Source organism: Paenibacillus aceti, from assembly GCF_003614185.1.
Classification (GTDB): domain Bacteria; phylum Bacillota; class Bacilli; order Paenibacillales; family Paenibacillaceae; genus Fontibacillus; species Fontibacillus aceti.
Genome location: NZ_KZ987724.1, coordinates 1563492 through 1581215 on the forward strand (window position 1 = coordinate 1563492; position 17724 = coordinate 1581215).

At 52.9% G+C, this 17724-nt stretch carries 15 protein-coding genes and 2 pseudogenes; 1 reads left to right on the forward strand and 16 read right to left on the reverse strand.

What is annotated here, in order from left to right:
• Positions 1–332: 332 nt before the first annotated feature.
• The 15 genes and pseudogenes from BFJ94_RS06855 to BFJ94_RS06925 form a co-directional block, all read right to left on the reverse strand.
• Positions 333–1015 (reverse strand): annotated as a pseudogene (locus tag BFJ94_RS06855) (HAMP domain-containing sensor histidine kinase); the annotation flags it as partial.
• Positions 1016–1157: 142 nt separating this feature from the next.
• On the reverse strand, positions 1158–2117 hold the full coding sequence (locus BFJ94_RS06860; protein WP_120461989.1) for an NAD(P)H-dependent flavin oxidoreductase: 960 nt from the start codon (positions 2115–2117) through the stop codon (positions 1158–1160).
• Between the two features lie 36 nt (positions 2118–2153).
• Positions 2154–2942 (reverse strand): energy-coupling factor transporter transmembrane component T family protein, encoded by a 789-nt coding sequence (locus BFJ94_RS06865; protein WP_120461990.1) that lies wholly within the window; start codon positions 2940–2942, stop codon positions 2154–2156.
• Positions 2939–3793, reverse strand: coding sequence for an ATP-binding cassette domain-containing protein (locus tag BFJ94_RS06870; RefSeq protein WP_120461991.1), 855 nt, complete (start codon positions 3791–3793; stop codon positions 2939–2941). Before BFJ94_RS06870 ends, BFJ94_RS06865 begins: the two co-directional genes overlap by 4 nt.
• Entirely contained in the window at positions 3778–4578 is an 801-nt protein-coding gene (locus tag BFJ94_RS06875; RefSeq protein ID WP_120461992.1) for an energy-coupling factor transporter ATPase, read from the reverse strand. The genes BFJ94_RS06870 and BFJ94_RS06875 overlap by 16 nt, the downstream gene beginning before the upstream one ends.
• Positions 4565–5407: an SDR family NAD(P)-dependent oxidoreductase gene (locus BFJ94_RS06880; RefSeq protein WP_120461993.1), complete on the reverse strand. Its 843-nt coding sequence runs from the start codon at positions 5405–5407 to the stop codon at positions 4565–4567. Before BFJ94_RS06880 ends, BFJ94_RS06875 begins: the two co-directional genes overlap by 14 nt.
• The gene (locus tag BFJ94_RS06885) at positions 5407–5781 is read right to left on the reverse strand and encodes a MaoC family dehydratase (RefSeq protein ID WP_120461994.1); all 375 of its coding nucleotides are present in this window, start codon (positions 5779–5781) and stop codon (positions 5407–5409) included. Before BFJ94_RS06885 ends, BFJ94_RS06880 begins: the two co-directional genes overlap by 1 nt.
• The gene (locus tag BFJ94_RS06890) at positions 5778–6158 is read right to left on the reverse strand and encodes an FAS1-like dehydratase domain-containing protein (RefSeq protein ID WP_120461995.1); all 381 of its coding nucleotides are present in this window, start codon (positions 6156–6158) and stop codon (positions 5778–5780) included. Before BFJ94_RS06890 ends, BFJ94_RS06885 begins: the two co-directional genes overlap by 4 nt.
• On the reverse strand, positions 6155–7306 hold the full coding sequence (locus BFJ94_RS06895; protein WP_120461996.1) for a thiolase family protein: 1152 nt from the start codon (positions 7304–7306) through the stop codon (positions 6155–6157). Before BFJ94_RS06895 ends, BFJ94_RS06890 begins: the two co-directional genes overlap by 4 nt.
• A complete protein-coding gene (locus tag BFJ94_RS06900) occupies positions 7300–8787 on the reverse strand; it encodes a class I adenylate-forming enzyme family protein (RefSeq protein ID WP_120465126.1) in 1488 nt (495 codons plus the stop codon). The genes BFJ94_RS06895 and BFJ94_RS06900 overlap by 7 nt, the downstream gene beginning before the upstream one ends.
• 304 nt (positions 8788–9091) lie before the next feature.
• Positions 9092–9646 carry a biotin transporter BioY gene (locus tag BFJ94_RS06905; protein WP_120461997.1) on the reverse strand — a complete coding sequence of 185 codons (555 nt, stop codon included), beginning with the start codon at positions 9644–9646 and terminating at the stop codon, positions 9092–9094.
• 561 nt (positions 9647–10207) lie between these two features.
• The gene (locus BFJ94_RS06910) at positions 10208–11533 is read right to left on the reverse strand and encodes an MBL fold metallo-hydrolase (RefSeq protein WP_120461998.1); all 1326 of its coding nucleotides are present in this window, start codon (positions 11531–11533) and stop codon (positions 10208–10210) included.
• The gene (locus BFJ94_RS06915; protein WP_120461999.1) at positions 11530–13212 is read right to left on the reverse strand and encodes an ABC transporter permease; all 1683 of its coding nucleotides are present in this window, start codon (positions 13210–13212) and stop codon (positions 11530–11532) included. The genes BFJ94_RS06910 and BFJ94_RS06915 overlap by 4 nt, the downstream gene beginning before the upstream one ends.
• A 1-nt stretch (position 13213) precedes the next feature.
• A pseudogene (locus BFJ94_RS06920) lies at positions 13214–14289 on the reverse strand (ABC transporter substrate-binding protein).
• 60 nt (positions 14290–14349) lie between these two features.
• Positions 14350–15327 carry an ABC transporter ATP-binding protein gene (locus tag BFJ94_RS06925; RefSeq protein WP_120462000.1) on the reverse strand — a complete coding sequence of 326 codons (978 nt, stop codon included), beginning with the start codon at positions 15325–15327 and terminating at the stop codon, positions 14350–14352.
• Positions 15328–15510: 183 nt separating this feature from the next.
• Here BFJ94_RS06925 and BFJ94_RS06930 point away from each other — a divergent pair, with 183 nt between their 5' ends.
• Positions 15511–16407, forward strand: a complete 897-nt coding sequence (locus BFJ94_RS06930) for a LysR family transcriptional regulator (RefSeq protein WP_120465127.1) — start codon at positions 15511–15513, stop codon at positions 16405–16407.
• Positions 16408–16488: 81 nt separating this feature from the next.
• Here the strand turns inward: BFJ94_RS06930 and BFJ94_RS06935 are convergent, their stop codons facing one another.
• Positions 16489–17529: a zinc-binding dehydrogenase gene (locus BFJ94_RS06935; RefSeq protein ID WP_162944212.1), complete on the reverse strand. Its 1041-nt coding sequence runs from the start codon at positions 17527–17529 to the stop codon at positions 16489–16491.
• Between the last annotated feature and the right edge of the window lie 195 nt (positions 17530–17724).

A 17724-nucleotide genomic window follows, 5' to 3' on the forward strand; every position in this document is an offset into this window, starting at 1 on the left:
GTATGGTGCAAATAATGTCCTCCATCCAGTTTTATGACTGCACCATGAACAGAATCCGTGGCTTGCTCTTCATGCAAAGGAATCCATCCTTTCACGTCAGCATTCTCTGCTTGTACGAAGAGGATAAGCGGAAGCTCCTTAGGGAATTTCAAAGGCTCAGCCGCTTTAAAATTTGTATAGATATGCTCCATTTCATTCATCATGCTGGAATTATATAAATTTTTGAACATAATCATTCTCATTTGTTTTTTCGTTTCGTCATCGAATGGTAGTCCCTCATAGGGGTCTCCACTTAATTTGATTAGCAATCTGGCTAGAACTGATTTTTCAAGAAAACTAGGACTGTGAGAACGATCTGCCTTGAAGAACCGCTCAAATATACGCTTCTGATCCTCTGCGGAAATGCCGATGCCTTTATCACTTATTCGGACAATCACGTTCCTTGTATCTTGTTCGAGGCTGACTTGAATCACACCGTCCTCCGGGGAAAATTTGATGCTATTGCTGAGTATATTGGTCCATACCTGATTTAACTGGTCATGGTCAGCGTTGATATGAACTGCGCTTAAGTTTAGCTCAAAATGAATGCGGCGTGCCGCCCATTGCGGCTGAATCGCCACGATAACCCGCCTTATTTGTTCATCAAGACTAAATCTAGTCAGCCTCAGCTGCTGTGACTACGATTCAAGCAAGCTTAGCTTCAGCAGGCTATCACTCAACTTGGACATTCGCTCCGCTTCAGCGATGATAATATCAAGATAACGGCTTCGTTCATGGTCCGGGATAGCTACATGCTTGAGCGCTTTCGCATAACCGGATATGGAGGTAAGCGGCGAGCCAATGTGCCCAGTTCACCTTTTTGCTTAATATTCAATTCAACATTGAAATCTCCGGCTGCTATCTGTTTAGTCGCTTTTGTCATCTTCTTGATCAGTCTTACCAGGAAGATGGAGGCGACCAAGATGAACAGACTACCTGCTATTAATGAATAGGCGATAAAAGAAGATAACCATTTTATGCAAGCTCACGAATGTTCGTATCGTCATCGGCAACCAGTATAGTGGGCATCGGTTTCCTCTCTCTCTGTGTTCATCCCGGTACTGAAAACCGACTATTTGAACACGCATTTTATAGTCTGGCAGCAATCCAAGTTCAATCTAGTTACCCCATGCCGCGCGGATGCTCTCGGCCTCTCTCACCATTCGCTCGATCAGCTGCGATACTGTCGGAATATCGTGAATCATGCCTGTCACCTGTCCTGCCCAGCCGAAGCCTTCCTCCTTGACGCCGTCATAAATCCAGCGGCGGTTGGCCTCACCACCGATATAGTCTTTGAGCGCTTCATATGTAGGCGTTACGCGTTCAATCTCCAGGACTCGGTCGATATAGTCGTTACGCAATACTCTGGCCGGATAACCGATCGAACGTTTAATGATGACCGTATCCGTCTCCGAGCTCTCAAGCAGCGCTTTTTTATAGGATGCGGATGCATTCACACATTCCATAGTAGCGATGAAGCGCGTCCCCATCTCGATCCCCTGTGCTCCCAGCGCATGAGCTGCCATCCAGCCGCGGCCGTCCCCGATTCCACCTGAGGCAATAACAGGGATGCGAACAGCATCGACGACCTGAGGCACCAGCACCATTGTCCCGACATCGTCACGTCCCAGATGCCCTCCTCCTTCCTGCCCGACGACGATGACTGCGGAGGCACCGAGTTGCTCGGCCTTTTGCGCCTGTCTACGCGAAGAGACGAGTACCATCGTTTTAATCTTCGCCGATTGTAATTTGTTCAGAATCCCGGAAGGATTGCCCCCGGTTATGCTTACTACAGACACTTTCTCCTCCATCGCCACCGCCAAGTGATCTTCATAAGCGGCATCATGCATCCCGATGGCAAAATTAACCCCAAACGGCCGATCGGTAAGCATGCGTGCCCGCTGGATTTCCCGGCGCAGGGCCGCGGCATCAGGAAGGCTCATCGCGGTAATCTGGCCCAAGCCTCCCGCATTCGAGACTGCCGCAGCCAGATCTGAGTAGGCCAAGTAAGCGAGCCCCCCTTGGATTATCGGATATTTAATATGTAGTAGCTCCGTTATACTTGTGCCCCATTTCATCCTCATCCCCTCCTTTATCCTAGCATAGGTAGCTCACTATAATAACATCAGCATAATCGCAAATGCAATCGCTAGTCCACCCGCGCAATAATCGAGGCGTGTCAGCCTTAACTGCCGATAGGCGGTTCTACCCTTGCCCTTGCCATAAGCCCGCGCATCGATCGCCAGCGTCAGCTGTTCGGCCCGCTGTACCGTCGCGAAGATCAGAGGAACAAGAATCGGAATGTAAGCGAAGAAGCGTCTCGGCGGCTTCACCGCATGGATATCATAGCCTCTGGCCTGCTGCGCCTGAATGATCCGCTCCAGCTCCTGTCGGATCGTCGGAATGAAGCGGATAGCAATCGCGATCATCAGGGAGAATTGCTCCACCGGCAGATGGAAGCGGGAGAGCGGCGACAGCAGCCTGTCCAGCCCCTGTGCCAGAGATAGCGGCTTGGTCGTCAGGGTCAGCACTGAGGCGAGTTGAATGAGTAGAATGATCCGGAGCACGAACCACGCTCCGTTCTGTAGACCTCCGACAGTCACATGAATGAAGGACCAGGACCAGATGATGGTTCCGTCAGTAGTGAAGGCATGATATAGAAAAGTAAAGGCCAGAATCAACGAGATCGGCCGCAGCCCTCCCCAGTACATGCGCAGCGGGATTCTGGTCGAGACCAGCACCGCCAGTACAAAGAGCACTGCGAGCATGTATCCGGTCAAGCTGTGGAGCAGCATGAAGCTCAGCATAATAAGCATCATCGACAGAAGCTTGACCCTCGGATCGAGACGATGCCAGATGGAATCCATCTCCACATACTGTCCTAACAGGATATTATTCGTCATGCAAGCACACCTCTCCTCTGCCAAATCGGCGCTAGCGCTTGAATAATATCGCCCTCCCGGCAGCTGGCTACTTCAATCCTCTGTCCGCATAATTCCTCCGTCAGCCTAAGGAGTTGCACTGGCTCTGGCAAGGGTAGTCCGGCCCTCTCCAGCAGCTCTGGCTTCTCGAAGAATAAAATACGAGCTGATTCATGTCCTCGTAAACGTCCTTCATGAAATACCATCACTTCATCCGAATACTCGGCCACATCCTCCATCTGATGGGAGATGCAGAGTAGCGTGCGGTTGTCTTGCTGCTGCCACGCTTTCAGCATGCGCAGCATGGCCGCCCGGTTCACCGGGTCAAGTCCGGCCGTCGGTTCATCGACGATCAGCAGTCCCGGATTCATCAGCAGCACCGACGCAATGGCGACGAGCCGCTTCTGCCCCCCGCTTAACTGCAAGGGAGAGAGGGGAAGAATCTCCCTTTGTAGCCCCATCTGCGGCAGAATCTGCTCAATCGCCTGCTTGATCTGCCCGCTCGAATACCCAAGCATCTTCGGGGCGAAGGCCAGCTCTTTATAGACCGTCGTCTCGAACAGCTGATGCTCGGGATATTGGAACACGAAGCCAATATCAGGAATCACCTTGACCTGTCCCTTGGTATCTCTGGGAACAGGCTGTCCATCGATCAGATAATCTCCTTGGAAGTCGGGTATCAGCCCCTTCAAGGTTTTGACGAATGTAGACTTCCCGGCGCCGGTATGACCGATAATAGAAATCCAGCGTCCTTCCTCTATCCTGCAATCGATATTGCTCAGAGCGCTGCGCCCGGAGTAATTCACATTTACCTGTCTTAGTTCATAGACCATTGGGAACGAAGCATCTCCTTCCAATCTGCAGACAGCTGCGCTTGGGGCGCCAGCGTTCGATGGAGCCGAACGGCAAAGGGCAGCTCCAATTCATAATCGGCAACGGCCATCGTGTCAAAAAAGGCCGCCGGATCGCCGTCATACTCCAGCCGCCCTTGATGAATCAACAATAAGCGCAAGGCAGAGAGAGCTTCCTCCATATGATGAGTGATATGAATGATCGTCATCCCCTGGCGGTGCAGCTCATGCATAATGGACAGCATTTCCTTCCTTCCCTGCGGGTCAAGCATCGAGGTGGCTTCATCAAAAATGATAATACGAGGACGCATCGCCAGTACAGCAGCGATGGCCACCTTCTGCTTCTGACCCCCGGATAGCTGATGCGGTGCCGCGTCCTCATAGCCTTCCATTCGCACGGCTCGCAGAGCTTGATCCGCCCGAGCGCGCATCTCTTCCCTCGGCACACGGATATTCTCCAAGCCGAATATGATTTCATCTAGGACGGAAGCTGTAATGAATTGATTCTCCGGATTCTGGAATACGAAGCCGATTTGCTCCCGGATCATGGCCAGCTCCGCCGGATTGGCAGTGTCCAGCCCCCGGTAAGTCACACGCCCTCCCCTCGGAAGCAGCAGCCCATCCATCAATTGGGCGAGGGTCGATTTCCCGCAGCCATTAGCACCGACGATGGCGACGAATTCGCCTTCTTCAATCGAGAAGCTTATATGATCTATAACAGGCTGGCGTTTCTGATAATAAAAAAACACCTGATCAAATCTGAGCATCCTCTTCCTCTCTCTCCTTTAACCCCTGCCGCCAAGCTGTGAAGAACGATTCCGGGCCTTCCGTGGAAAAGTCGATCCTCGGTTTTTCCCAGCGACAGATCCTCGAACCGTTCACCCCGAATATTTCCCCGGTCAGCTCCTGATCCGGCTGGACAAGCAGCGCAGCTGCAAATCGGGCCACATCCTCGGCTTCGCCTACCTCCCAAAATACCGGAAACGGCTCTTGGCGCATGGCGTATTTCTCCCTGATCCGCTCGATCACCGGTCTTGTCATATCCGTTAAGGCAGCCGGCGAAATCGCGTTCACTCGTATCTTCTGCCGTCGCAGCTCAGCTGCCAGCGTCCATACGATGCCTAGCATCCCCGCTTTGGCCGCGCTGTAGTTCACTTGGCCCACAGAGCCCTGGCAGCCGGCTGTCGAAGTCATTAGTAGAATATCTCCTCCACGCTCATCAAAATGAGGGAGTACCCGCTGGATACAGTAAAATGCAGCGTTCAAATGCACATTCAGTACCGCTTGCCACTCTTCATCCGTCATCTCAAGACATCTGCGATCCCGTACGATCCCGGCATTGTGGATCAAAACGTCAATGAACTCGAATTTGGCAGTGACTGCGTCCACCATCGCCGTTACCGCAGAGGCATCTGCAATATCGGCGCAATAGCCCATCGCCTCACCTCCGGATTCATGGATCTCCCGCACCACTTCATCGATGAGCCTTTGCTTCGTGCCGTTTACGATTACTCGGTAGCCCTCTTGCCCCAATTGCAGCGCGATACAGCGGCCAATGCCGCGGGTAGCGCCCGTAATTATAGCCGTCCTGGTCATCAGAATCCCCCTTTCACCGATTTCACAGCAAAGCTTCCAGTCGCGATCACCTCGCCATGTTCTGAAGTAACCTTAACATCGACTTGTTCTCCACATTCTACAAACTCGAAATTCGCGATGGTATCCTGTAGAAGCGGCCTTTGGAATCTCATACTGCTGGCTGAAATCCAGGGCAACTGATGCTCTGCCAGACTCGCCAAATCCAGATTCGCCAAGTATAGAGACTGCGCAAGCCCCATTACATACATTCCGTGCGCAATAGGCCGCTCGTATCCCGCTTCCGCAGCCGCTGCATGATCGAGATGGATCGCCGCCATATCCCCGGAAGCCTCCGCATATTGGCGGATCGCCGCTGCTGTAATCCATTTCCTCATGCTTCATCACCTACCCCAATAAGCACCGTTTCAGCTGTAACGATAAGGCTGCCGTCACATTTGCAGATCAGCTTATGCGTATACAAGGTCAATCGGCTCTGCCGGCCCATCTTATGTTCCATTTTGCTTAGTGATAACTCACAATCAAGAGTCATTCCCGCAGTGATTGGCGCTTCATACCAGAATTGTTGGGAGCCATGAATCAATATGCAGTCTGCGGGAAGCCAAGGAATTTCAGCGGCTTTCCAGAAAATGATGGGCATCCCCGCCGGTGCGATGAGTAAGCCATTGATTCTCTGCAATGGAGCCTCAATGCTGCTGGCATACTCAGCGATCGACTCGGCGCTGATATGAAGTCTGCGATGCAGCCTGTTCATAGGGGCGCCTCGACTAGTACGGCCATCCCAAGACCACCGCCAATGCCCAGTGTAGCTATCCCGTGCGTATAAGGCTTATGCAGCATCTCGGCACATAGCCGGGTGACCAGGATTGCCCCTGAGGCACCATACGGATGGCCGAGCGCGAGTGCGCCCCCTCCCGGATTGACCTTCTCCTCCGGGATATGTAGCTCCTTCAGGGAGGCCAGCACTTGCGCGGCGAAGGCCTCGTTGAACTCGACGATATCCAGATCGTCAATGCGTAGCCGCTGCCGCTCCAGCAGCTTGCGCACGGCCGGGACAGGGCCGATGCCCAGATACTGCGGGTCTACGCCAACCACCTGGGTGTCGACGATCCGCAGGATGGGCCGCAGCTTAAGCTCGGCGCATTTCCGGCTCGACATCATCAGGACCAGAGCCGCCCCATCATTGAGCGGACATGCATTGCCTGCGGTAACCGTTCCTTCTGGCAGGAATACCGGCGGCAGCTTCTGCAGCTTGTCCAGACTCGTATCGGCTCTGGGGCATTCGTCTGCGGTGACCCGCGCCCCTCCGACCTGCAGCGGCAAGATTTCCTGCTCGAATCTTCCCGTCTGCTGCGAGCGAACCGCCTTCTCATGGCTTCTTAAGGCGTAGCGATCCTGCTCCGCCCTGGAGATGGCGAATTTCTGCGCCACATTCTCCGCGGCTATGCCCATGTCCGGGTCGCCATAGGCAGCCGGTGTGAACTTCGCTCGCGTATACAGCCGGGGAGCTTCCGCTAACGTCCGCGGCTTGGCCATTCTCCACGGCGCCCGGCTCGTGCTCTCGACGCCGCCAGCCAGATACACGTCCCCGGCTCCGCTCTGAATAAGCCTGGCCGCGATATGTATCGCTTCAAGACCCGAACCGCACTGTCGATCCACCGTCACGCCCGGTACAGTTACGGGCAGTCCGGCTTCCAGTGCGGCGACCCGGGCGATATTGCCGCCCGGGCCCACGACATTGCCGATGATACAATCGTCAATGGAGTCTGCAGGCAGACTCGTCTCTGAGACGATCTGCCGGATCAGCGGCGCCAACAATTCCTCCGGCTCCAGCTGACTGAGCTGGCCGCCCATCCGCCCGATCGGCGTACGCTTGGCCATCACGATGACAGGCTCTAGCATAGCGCTCCTCTTTTCATATATTCTTTCATAGCATGGCGAGAAATTTTCCCGCTACTCGTATAAATGAACCGCTCCACCGCGACAAGCTGCTTCGGCGCTTTATAGCTCGCCAGATGGAGACGGCAATAATCCTTGATTTCCTCTAGGCTCAAGCGTGCTTCCCCGCTCCATTGCACGATGGCTGTGATCCGCTCTCCCCAATAAGCGTCAGGCAGCCCCATCACCATGATCTCCTGAATCGCCGGAATTTGCCGCAGCACGGCCTCCACTTCCTCGGGAAACACATTCAGCCCCCCGGAGATCATCCTGTTCCTAACGCGACCAGCCATATACAAGTACCCGTCCGTATCCACGGATGCATAGTCTCCCAGCTGGAGCCAGCCTTCCCGGAACACGGCGGCCGTCTCGGCGGGCATTTGATAATACCCCGAGAACATCATGCCGCTGCGGATATAGAGCTGTCCGACCGTTCCGGCTGGAACCTCACGGAACTCCTCATCGCGGATGGAGATCTCTACTCCCCGGAAGGGACGACCTACCGACTGCGGCTTATGCTCCATCCTAACATCCATATAGCTGATGTAACTGGCCTCCGAGGAGCCATAATATTCGTACAGCCTGGCCTCGGGAAACACATCCATACACCTCTTTCTCGAAGCCTCCAACCATTGACCACCGGAGCTGATCAACGCCTGAATCGATGTCTGCCCAGGCTTCGCTTGCTGCAGTAACGCTTCAATCATCGTAGGCACGACGAACAGGATCATATCAGGAATCCGACGGCATAGCTGCAGTACCGCTTCAGCATCGAAATGCTCGATAATATGAAAAGTAGCCCCACTATGCAGACTCTGCATCAGGGCGAATAAAGACAAGGAATGAACGAACGGCCCCGGGGCGGAGATATGCTCCAGCCGATTCAATTGAAAAGCTTCATTCGTCGCTGCAAAGCTAGTAATCCACGATGAATGCGTTCGTATATACCCCTTCGGCTTCCCGGTCGTCCCTGATGTGAAGCCGATGAATAACAATTCATTGCTGTCGTCCAGATCGGCCTCCGCTTCTAACGGCGCGAGCCAGGCTTCGTAGGAGCCAATCTCCTCTTCACTGGAGAAGATCAGAATCCGTCGCTCCCCCTCTGGCACCTGCAATTTGGGGGTCTGTCCCGCTTCTATGAAAATCATGCCTGGCTGGGTTAACTGGAGAATCTCGTTCATCTCCGTCTCGCTCCACTTGGGATCGATCGGAACGGGCACACATCCTGCATATACCGCTCCCAGGAAGATCTCTACGAATTCACAGCGATTCGCTGATATAATCGCGACTTTATCATTTTTAAGTCCCTCCTGCCTTAATCCGCAGGCGATCCTCTTCATTCTCTCTACCAAAGCGGCATACGTCATACCCGTCCGATCATCAGACAAAGCCAGTCTATCTGCATGATCGATGGCATGGCGCAGCAGCGGCTCTACCAGATTCATAACCATCACTCCCACTTCCAATTCAATCTCTAAACGAAACTACAGATCGCTATTCCTCAGAAACAGCGTTATGTACAGTCTAACGAAACACCCTATTGTTATTTGCGTGAAAACTAGCCTTGTAGCCCCTTAATTTGCTCTAATGGCGATACCCAGTTTCGTTAAAATTTGCGACAACTCTTTGAGCACGAGTAGCGTCACCCGTTTCGTCAAATTTACGACTGCCCTTTTGAGCGCAAGTAGCGTTACCGTTCCGTTAAATTCGCGACAGCCCTTTAAGCGCGGGTATCGTTACTCCGTTTCATTAGAGAGAATTGACCTTTTCTTCTATCGGACTGATCGTCTTCAATTGCACCGCGACCACGGCGGCGATAATCGCTTTAATACAATCCCCAGGCAAGAAACCGACAGCCCCGACAAGGGCGGTCCAGACCGGGATATGGGTGATCATCGCCATGACCGGAGCACCGATCAACGATACGAGAACAGCACCGAAGACAAAGTTAATGATGAATACTTTCCATATTTTCAGCTTACCCCATACTTTCTCCGTCGCCCAACCGATACAGAACGCCGCTATAGGCCAACTAAAGATATATCCAGCCGACGGCCCGATTAAGTAAGTGAGTCCTCCGCGTCCTCCCGACAACATAGGCAGACCCAGAGCAACCAATACGATAAACAGAATCAAGCTGATTCCTGCTATTTTCCGCCCCAAAAAGCATCCGGCCAGCATAACGCCAAGCGTCTGAGCGGTAACAGGAACCGGGATGAACCCCAACGGGATCGGGGGAACCAAGGCTAATGCTCCAATAAATGCGGCGAATAAAGCGGCGAATACCATTTCTTTCGTTCTCATTCCACTACCTCCGATCAGGATCAATCTATATTTCACTCCATGCGCACTAAAAGTGATTATAGACTGATCTTTTTCGATTGTAAACCATAAATATTAATTATAGGTTGACAATCATCGGCCTGAAAATAGGCGGTACAGGATAAGTGCTTATTTACAACTAAATCTCCCCTTTATGCCCGAAACAGTCGATATAAATGCAGTTATACACCTATTCACATGTATTTCCCTTCGATCGGGGCTAAGGTGAGGGAATAGTTGTATATTCGCAGTTATCCCCCGGTTTCATGCGGTCCCTCCCGGAAATAAGTGTACTTCTACACTTATTTTAAGGATAGCTGGGGGAGAGGCGCTTTCAGTTGTATTTTGTACATTTAAAAATCCACTGTTCCCACAAATCAAGGAAAGGCGCTGTTTTAAGTGTACCTTTTGCAATTAAAGTGAAGCTAGAGCCAATTTGTAAGATTTTAGCTGTACCTTATGCAGTTATGCAGGACGAACCCAGCTATAAATCAAAAAAACTCCGCCAACAATAAGGTTGACGGAGTCATCACAATAAATAGATCACAAATCGAACTCAGCTCCCGGCCAAAGAGAGAGCAGCCCGATATGTCCCTCTTTGCTAAGTCGGGCAACTACCCGGTCTGTCTCTGGCTTGGGGGCATGAACCAGTATGGTATGCGTGCTGGGAACCTCCTGCAGCATATGGCGAACATCATCCAAGCCTTGGTGAATTTTATAGCCCAACTGCAATACCTCGTAGGATGGCTCCTCGGTTTCCTTCTTCAGCAAACGCCGGGCGAAGGTGCCTTCACTCGCGTGGCCGGTAATGATAATCGCAGAATCGGCGGATAGCGCGAGCTGGTCGGCATACCAGCGCGCCCGCGGCGATTCCATCATGCCATCGGTAGTCAAAATAATGAGCGGCACTGTCCCTTGCAGCAGGTGCAGCCGTTCCTCCTGACTACTTGGAACATGGACAGTCGAAGAATCGATCGCTGCTTCAATCAACGGAAGGCTCCCCGGTTGCAGCCACCCCTTCCATTCTTGCATCTGGCGCAGACCTTCAAGGATCGCTCGTTCCAGCAAAATCGGCTGGTCTGGAAATACACCGAGCGCCCACACTAGCACCTCCTGGCTCCGGCCGAAGGCAGGAACCGGAAGCAGCACATGCCCGCCCCGCCCCAGCACTTTCGCCATAAACTGGCGGAGAGCCTTCAGCTTCTGCTCCTGGGATTCTTCATCCATTCCATAAGCATTATCCATAATCGCTAGAGCCGTCTTTAGCCTAGACGGATGTAACCCAAATGAATGTAACCCAGTTGAGCCGTCTGAAAGGAAAGCCCCTGGTGGATCGGAGGCCAGCAGAGCGGATTCCCGGCTGAAATCGCCGGAGAAGAACAAGCTCTGTTCCTCCATTTGTATCCGGAACCAGACCGAGCCGAGCATATGACCGCTCCGCCCCCACTGTATTTCCAACCCTTCATCCAGTTGAACCCACTGCCCTGCCTCCGCCTCTTCCTCCAGAATGCGGAATTTCATGGCCGCAATATGAGCAGGCTCATAGGGAAGCTCCCCACCCCGGCTCAACACATATTTGCGCCAATTGGCGAAGTACAGTTCAAGCTGCGATAAGGTCGGCTTCGTCGTCCAGATTTCCCCTTGGTAACCATACTTATAGAGCAGCGGCAGAGCCATAGAATGATCCTCATGGGCATGCGACAGGAATACTGCCGTCAATCGGGGTATCACTTCGGCATCAAGCAGGGGATATTGCCCCGCCCCCTCCTTCTTGACACCGCAATCGAGCATAATCCGATGCTGTTCTCCTGTTAGCACATAACAAGAACGGCCATGCTCGCCAGCTCCGCCCCAAATCTTCAGCTTCATGCTGTCGTGTTCCACTTTATCCGCGAGCCGAGGACTTCCAGCAGGATGAGCATCAGCGTTGTCAGTCCGACCGAAATGACAGCCATCGCCATGCCAAGCGATACCTGCCCCTGCTCGAACTGTGCGTAGATATATGTTGCCGAGGTCTGTATAGACGGTGGCAAGATCAGCAAAGAGCCGACCAGTTCACGCGAAGCGATCGTAAAAGTCATCATCCAGCCGGCCAGCATTCCCGGAAGGATGAGTGGCAGCAGCACTCTGCGGAATACATATCCTGGTCTGCCGCCGAACACCTGTCCCGCTTGATACAGCCCAGCATCGATTTGAGTGAATGCACTCTTCACGTACTGCACCGTATAAGGGACGAATAATACGACATAGGTGAGGATGACCATACCGTAGGTGTTATATAGCGGAATCGGCATCCACGGCGCATTCCAGAGCAGGATCAGCCCGACGACAAGCACGATCCCCGGTACTGTATTCGGCAACAGGCTGAACAGATCGACGGTCTGCTGCAGTCGGGATTTCGAGCGCCCGATTACGATCGCAAGCCAGGTGCCGAGTAACACAGCGACGGTGGAAGCAACCAAGGACAGACACAGGCTGTTCACCAGTGCCTTCATACTGGGTGAGTTCCAGCTCAGTAGCTCTTTATAGAAATCAAATGTAAAATTGTCCCACGCTAATCCCACGCCCCGCAGCTTCATCGTAGAAGCCGCAATGATAGAGAAGTAAGGAATACCAATCGATACGAGCAGCAGCAAGATGGCATAAATGCCTCCCGCCCAATTCAGCCAGCCGTGGCTATGGATCGCGGAGCGGCGCACGCCTTTTCCGCCGACCAAGCCATAGGTATATTTACGGTTAAGTAGCGACTGGGCATACCATACAAGCAGGCAGGTGGTCAGCAGCACAGAGGACAGCGAGGTAGCCTTGCCGAAATCGATCGGCCAACTGGAAATATATTTGTGAATTTCCGAAGTCATCACCTCGTAGCCGATACGTTTGCCGAACGTCACCGGCGTTCCGAATTCGGCGATCGTCTTGACGAAGACGAGCATCGCTCCCATCCCGAAGGCCGATAGAAGCAGCGGAGCTACCACACGACGGAAACGATACAAGAAAGTAGCCCCCGTGACCGCTGCCGCCTCCTCCATATTTCCGCCGATAAGCTCCATTGCTCCGCGCAGCAGCAAATACAGGAAAGGATACAGATGCAGGCTCATAATCACCACCATGCCCCAGAAGGAGAAAAAGCCCTCTCCCAGATCGGCAAGACCCGGAGCAAGCTGCTCCAGATAACCGTTCTTTTGCATGAACAGAATCCAGCCCATCGAGCCGATATATGGCGGTGTCATGAAGGGGATCAGGAACAGGATCTCCAACCAGCGCCAGCGAGCCAATCTAGTAGTCACCATGACCCAGGCCAGCGGTAGCGCAAGCACGGTCGTCCCGAAAATGACACATACGCCCAACCAAATGGAGGATAAGAGCACAGCCATCATCTCGGAGTTTGCCAAGGTGCGGAATGGGGCTGACCACTGCAGCTGACCATCCCGGTATACACTTTGAATAAAAATTTCGGTCAACGGCAAGACGATAAGTAGAGTCAGGACGAGTAACGCCAATACCAGCGACCATCTCTTGAATAAACGTTGTAATAAGATACTATTCATGTTATTTCAACAGCTTGGTGAACTTATCTGTTACTTCCGCGCCATGCTCGCCCATCCATGCCCAATCCGTCTTCAGCAGCGGAATCTCTTCCAGATTGGCGCGGTTCTCAGCCTTGATATCCGTGCGGCCCGGCAGTAATGCGGCGTCGGAGACCAGCTTCTGTGCGGAATCGGAGAGCAGATAATCGATGAATGCCTTGGCATTCGCTTCATGCTTAGTAGATTTCAAAATGGCAGCTGGACGGGGGCTGACCACTGTACCTTCCTGCGGATAGACGATGTCGATCGGTTCTCCCTTGGCTTTTGCCTTGTAAGTCATATAGTCGACTGCTCCAGCTACCATGCTCTTCGCCCCGGTGATGACCGGATCAAGTGCCTCCTGGTAGCCCCGGCCAGCGCTACACCGTTCGCTTTATACTGCTCGAACAGGGACCAGCCGCCATCGCCCTGATCGCTAAGATAACCCGTGATGAAGTCGAGCGCGGAGCCTGATAACGATGGGTCAGGGATATTGATCTGATCCTTATATTCGGGCTTGGTCAGATCGCTCCAGGATGTCGGGGGCGTCGTAACCAGCTTCGTATTATAAGCAATGCCGAGCGCCGAGGCGCTGGTGCTGAAGTAATTGCCCTCCGGATCGGACCAGTCCTTGTTCAGCTTGTCCGCATTTTGCGCTTCTGGATAAGGTAGCGTCAACCCTTCATTCTTAAGTCCCTGCGCGGATGGCAGCGAGGCTAGAATCACCACATCGGCCACCGGATTGGACTTCTCTGCTTCAAGACGGGCCAGAATTTTGCCTGTAGTACCTTGGAACATCTCTACCTTAATGCCGGACTGGGATTGAAAATCCTCAATAAGCTTGTTTGCCAGGCCTTCAGGTCCTGCTGTATATACCGTGAGCGTCTTGTCTGCTGCAGCTTGCGTGGGCTTGTTCTCTGCGCTGGCCGGAGTCGCTGTGTTTTGAGCCGCCTCTCCGCTTCCACTACCGCTTCCACAGCCAGCCAAGGCAACACCCAGGGCTAAAGTCAGCACCAGGCCGCTTCCCTTCTTCCTTGCATTACATGTCCAGTTCCACATCATTCATCATTTCCCCTTTGATTGATTTTCTCATGAGTCAGCTTCCAACCCCCGCTAATCCTAAGCCTCGCTAATGTGTCTAATGCGGTGAATACACTGCCATGGTACATACAGCGTCACTTCAGTCCCCTCACTCAACCGCTCCGGATAATAAGCCAGCCACAGCTCATCAACTTCATCGGTCTGCAGCCTGATCTCATAGCGGTCGCCCACATAGCTGACCTGCCTGACTATGGCCGCATAGGACATGGCCTCCTGTCCATCCGGTTCGAAGCGGATATGCTCCGGCCTGAACATCGAGCGTCCATCCGCCAGCCAATTGGACTTTCCGATGAAGCGCGCGACGAACGGGTGCTCCGGCAAATTGTAGATCTGTTCTGGAGCGCCCTTTTGCAGCACTTGTCCGCTCTGCATGACAATGACCTCATCCGACATCGACATTGCTTCGATCTGATCATGCGTCACATACAGAGCCGTTAATCCCATTTCCCGCACCAGGTACATCATCTCAAGGCGCAGCTCGTCCCGCAGCACGGCATCGAGCGCACTGAGCGGCTCATCGAACAGAACCAGCTTCGGCTGCGTGGCCACCGCTCTTGCGAAGGCTACTCGCTGCTGCTGTCCCCCCGATAGCTGATGCGGATACCGCCCCTCCATCCCCGACAGCTTCACCTTGTCCAAGGCCTCCATAACTCTGCCCTGAATCCCGTTCTTACGCCCGGTTGCCCGCAGGCCAAAGGCCACATTCTCGAAGACCGTCATATGGGGCCAGAGTGCAAAATCCTGGAACACCATCCCGAAGCCACGCCGATGCGGAGGCACCTCCCTCGCGCTGTTATACAGGATCTCCTCCCCGAAGCTGATGCTCCCTGTGTCCGGCCGCTCCAGACCAGCGATCAAGCGCAGCAAGGTCGTCTTTCCGCAGCCCGATGGCCCGAGCAGTGTAGTGAATTTCCCCTGGCGGATTCTGAGATCGGTAGGGTGTAGCGCGATATTCCCACCAAAGCTCTTACCCAGACCGCGTATGTTCAAATCCATCTGCTGATTCCCTTCTTTGCTATAACATTTGGTAGCTCTTAGAGGCTCTAACCTTCCTTCACCATCAAGTCTACCTGTCGGAATGAAGGGCAGTATTACCGTTATGTAAATTGAAAATTAATTATTTCAATGAACTGCGTTGATATTCATAGATTAAATCTATAGAGAGGAGAGTGGAAAATGATGAATCTTAACCTATTGAAGCTTCAGATTGTCGAATTGCTGGAGCAGCACCACAAAATTACTACCGTCGCCGATCTGCTCGGGCTCAAGCAGCCGACTGTTACCTTTCATATGAAAAATCTGGAGCGGGACTTCGGCGTTAAACTATTCGACGCTCGCATGGGCAGGATCATATTGACCGACGCTGGACATGCCCTGCTTCATTACGCCACCAAGATCAATGCGCTCGCCGCGGAAGCTCAGCGGATCGTGAAGGATTTCGACACGCTCCGGCAAGGAACATTATCAATCGGCGCCAGCTATGTGCCTGCCACGTATATTTTACCTGCGCTGTTGGACTCCTATAGCAAATCCTATCCTGGCATTCATATTTCGTTATCTGTGAAAACCGCCCCGGCGATCACCCAAATGCTGCATTCCCATCAGATCGATATCGGCATCATTTCAACCGGCGCATTTCATGCCGCTCCGCTGAAGGCCCAGGCCCTATGCATGGACGAGCTTATTCTGGCCTGCTCGCCCTCCCACCCGTTCGCCGATGCAGCAGAGTGGACGCCTGAGCGGATAGCGGCCTCCTCCTTCGTACTGCATGGCCCGGCCTCGAGTACGCGACGCATGACGGAGCAATGGCTGGAGCAACATAGGATCCATCCCTTCTCCAGGTTGGAGCTCGACTCGCTGGAGGCGATTAAACAGGCCGTCATGCTCGGCGAGCATATCACCTTCATCTCACGGATGGCGGTGCAATCCGAAGTCGATCGCGGCCTGCTGCGGATGTGGTCCATTCCCGGACTTCCTGCAGAACGTCAGGTATATGCGATCACTAATCCAGACCGTTATATGTACGCTACGAGCACCCGCTTCATCGAGCTGCTGTATCAATGGAGCCCGCTATAAAGACAGAAAACCCGCAGCTTGGATTGAATAGCTCCAACTGCGGGTTTAACTATACGTTTGGCTATGCCATCAGCCTTTTGCCTATGGACGAACAACCACTTTGATCACTTGATCTGTGCGCTGCTCGAACATTTTGAAGCCTTTCTCAATTTCGTCGAGCGTAATTCGATGTGTAATCATTGGAGTCAAATCGATCTTGCCCATTTGAATCAGCTTAATCAATTTCCTAATGTTCCCGAGATAAGATAATCCCATCTCGATCCGTACATTCTTCATAAAGGCTTCTTGAAGCGGAATGGATACGGGCTGCCCGAAGATGCCGACGAGAGAGACGCGGCCACAGAGCCCAACACATTTCAAAGCTTGCTGGAGCGTAATCTCCGCACCTGCCGCTTCGATCGCTGCATCTGCCCCCTTACCCTTCGTTAATTCGGCGATAACAGCCAGCGGGTCCTGCTCCTTGGCATTGATCGTGTGCGTGGCTCCCATACGGGCACCGACCTCCAGCCGATATGGATCAATATCGACCAGAATGATCTGGCTAGGCAGGAATAGCCGAGCTGCTTGAACCGCACATAGTCCCACAGGCCCGGCACCAAAGACAACTACACTATCCCCATGCTCAATCGCTGCCTTCTCCGCTGCAAAATATCCAGTAGACAGAATATCGCCGACGAACAACACCTGCTCATCCGCTAAGTCCTCAGGAACATGAACCAGATTGACGTCAGCATAAGGAATCCGCATATATTCACTCTGTGATCCGGATAGACCGCCGAACTCCTGGCCGCTGCCATGCACGCCGCCATTCATACAATGCATAATGTCGCCCTTTTGGCAGCGCTCGCATCCTCCGCAATAAGCTGCCGCTGGGCCGACGACCCGATCACCCGCTTTGAATTGCTTGACCTTGCTCCCGACCTCTTCCACAATCCCTACGTACTCGTGGCCGAGCGCATAGCCTGGTGTTGTCGGGATATGTCCGTGCACCAGATGAACATCACTGCCGCAAATCGTGGTCAGCACGATCCGGATGATCGCATCCGTATCGTCTAACAATACCGGTTTTTCCAATGTGGTCAGTTCAACTTCCTTAGAGCCTTTGTAGACAAGCGCCTTCAATTCAACCCCTCCTAAGTGATTCACCATCGATTTCTACGCCAAATAAAACGTTTGCAAATTTAATTATATCAAATTTGATTTATACCAAGTCAGCGAAAGTATTATTTAACGGCTTGAATTGTGACGAATTGGTTAATTATTCCTATAAAAATAGCTGCAGCGACAGCCCTGGATCACTCAGATCCGAAAGACTGC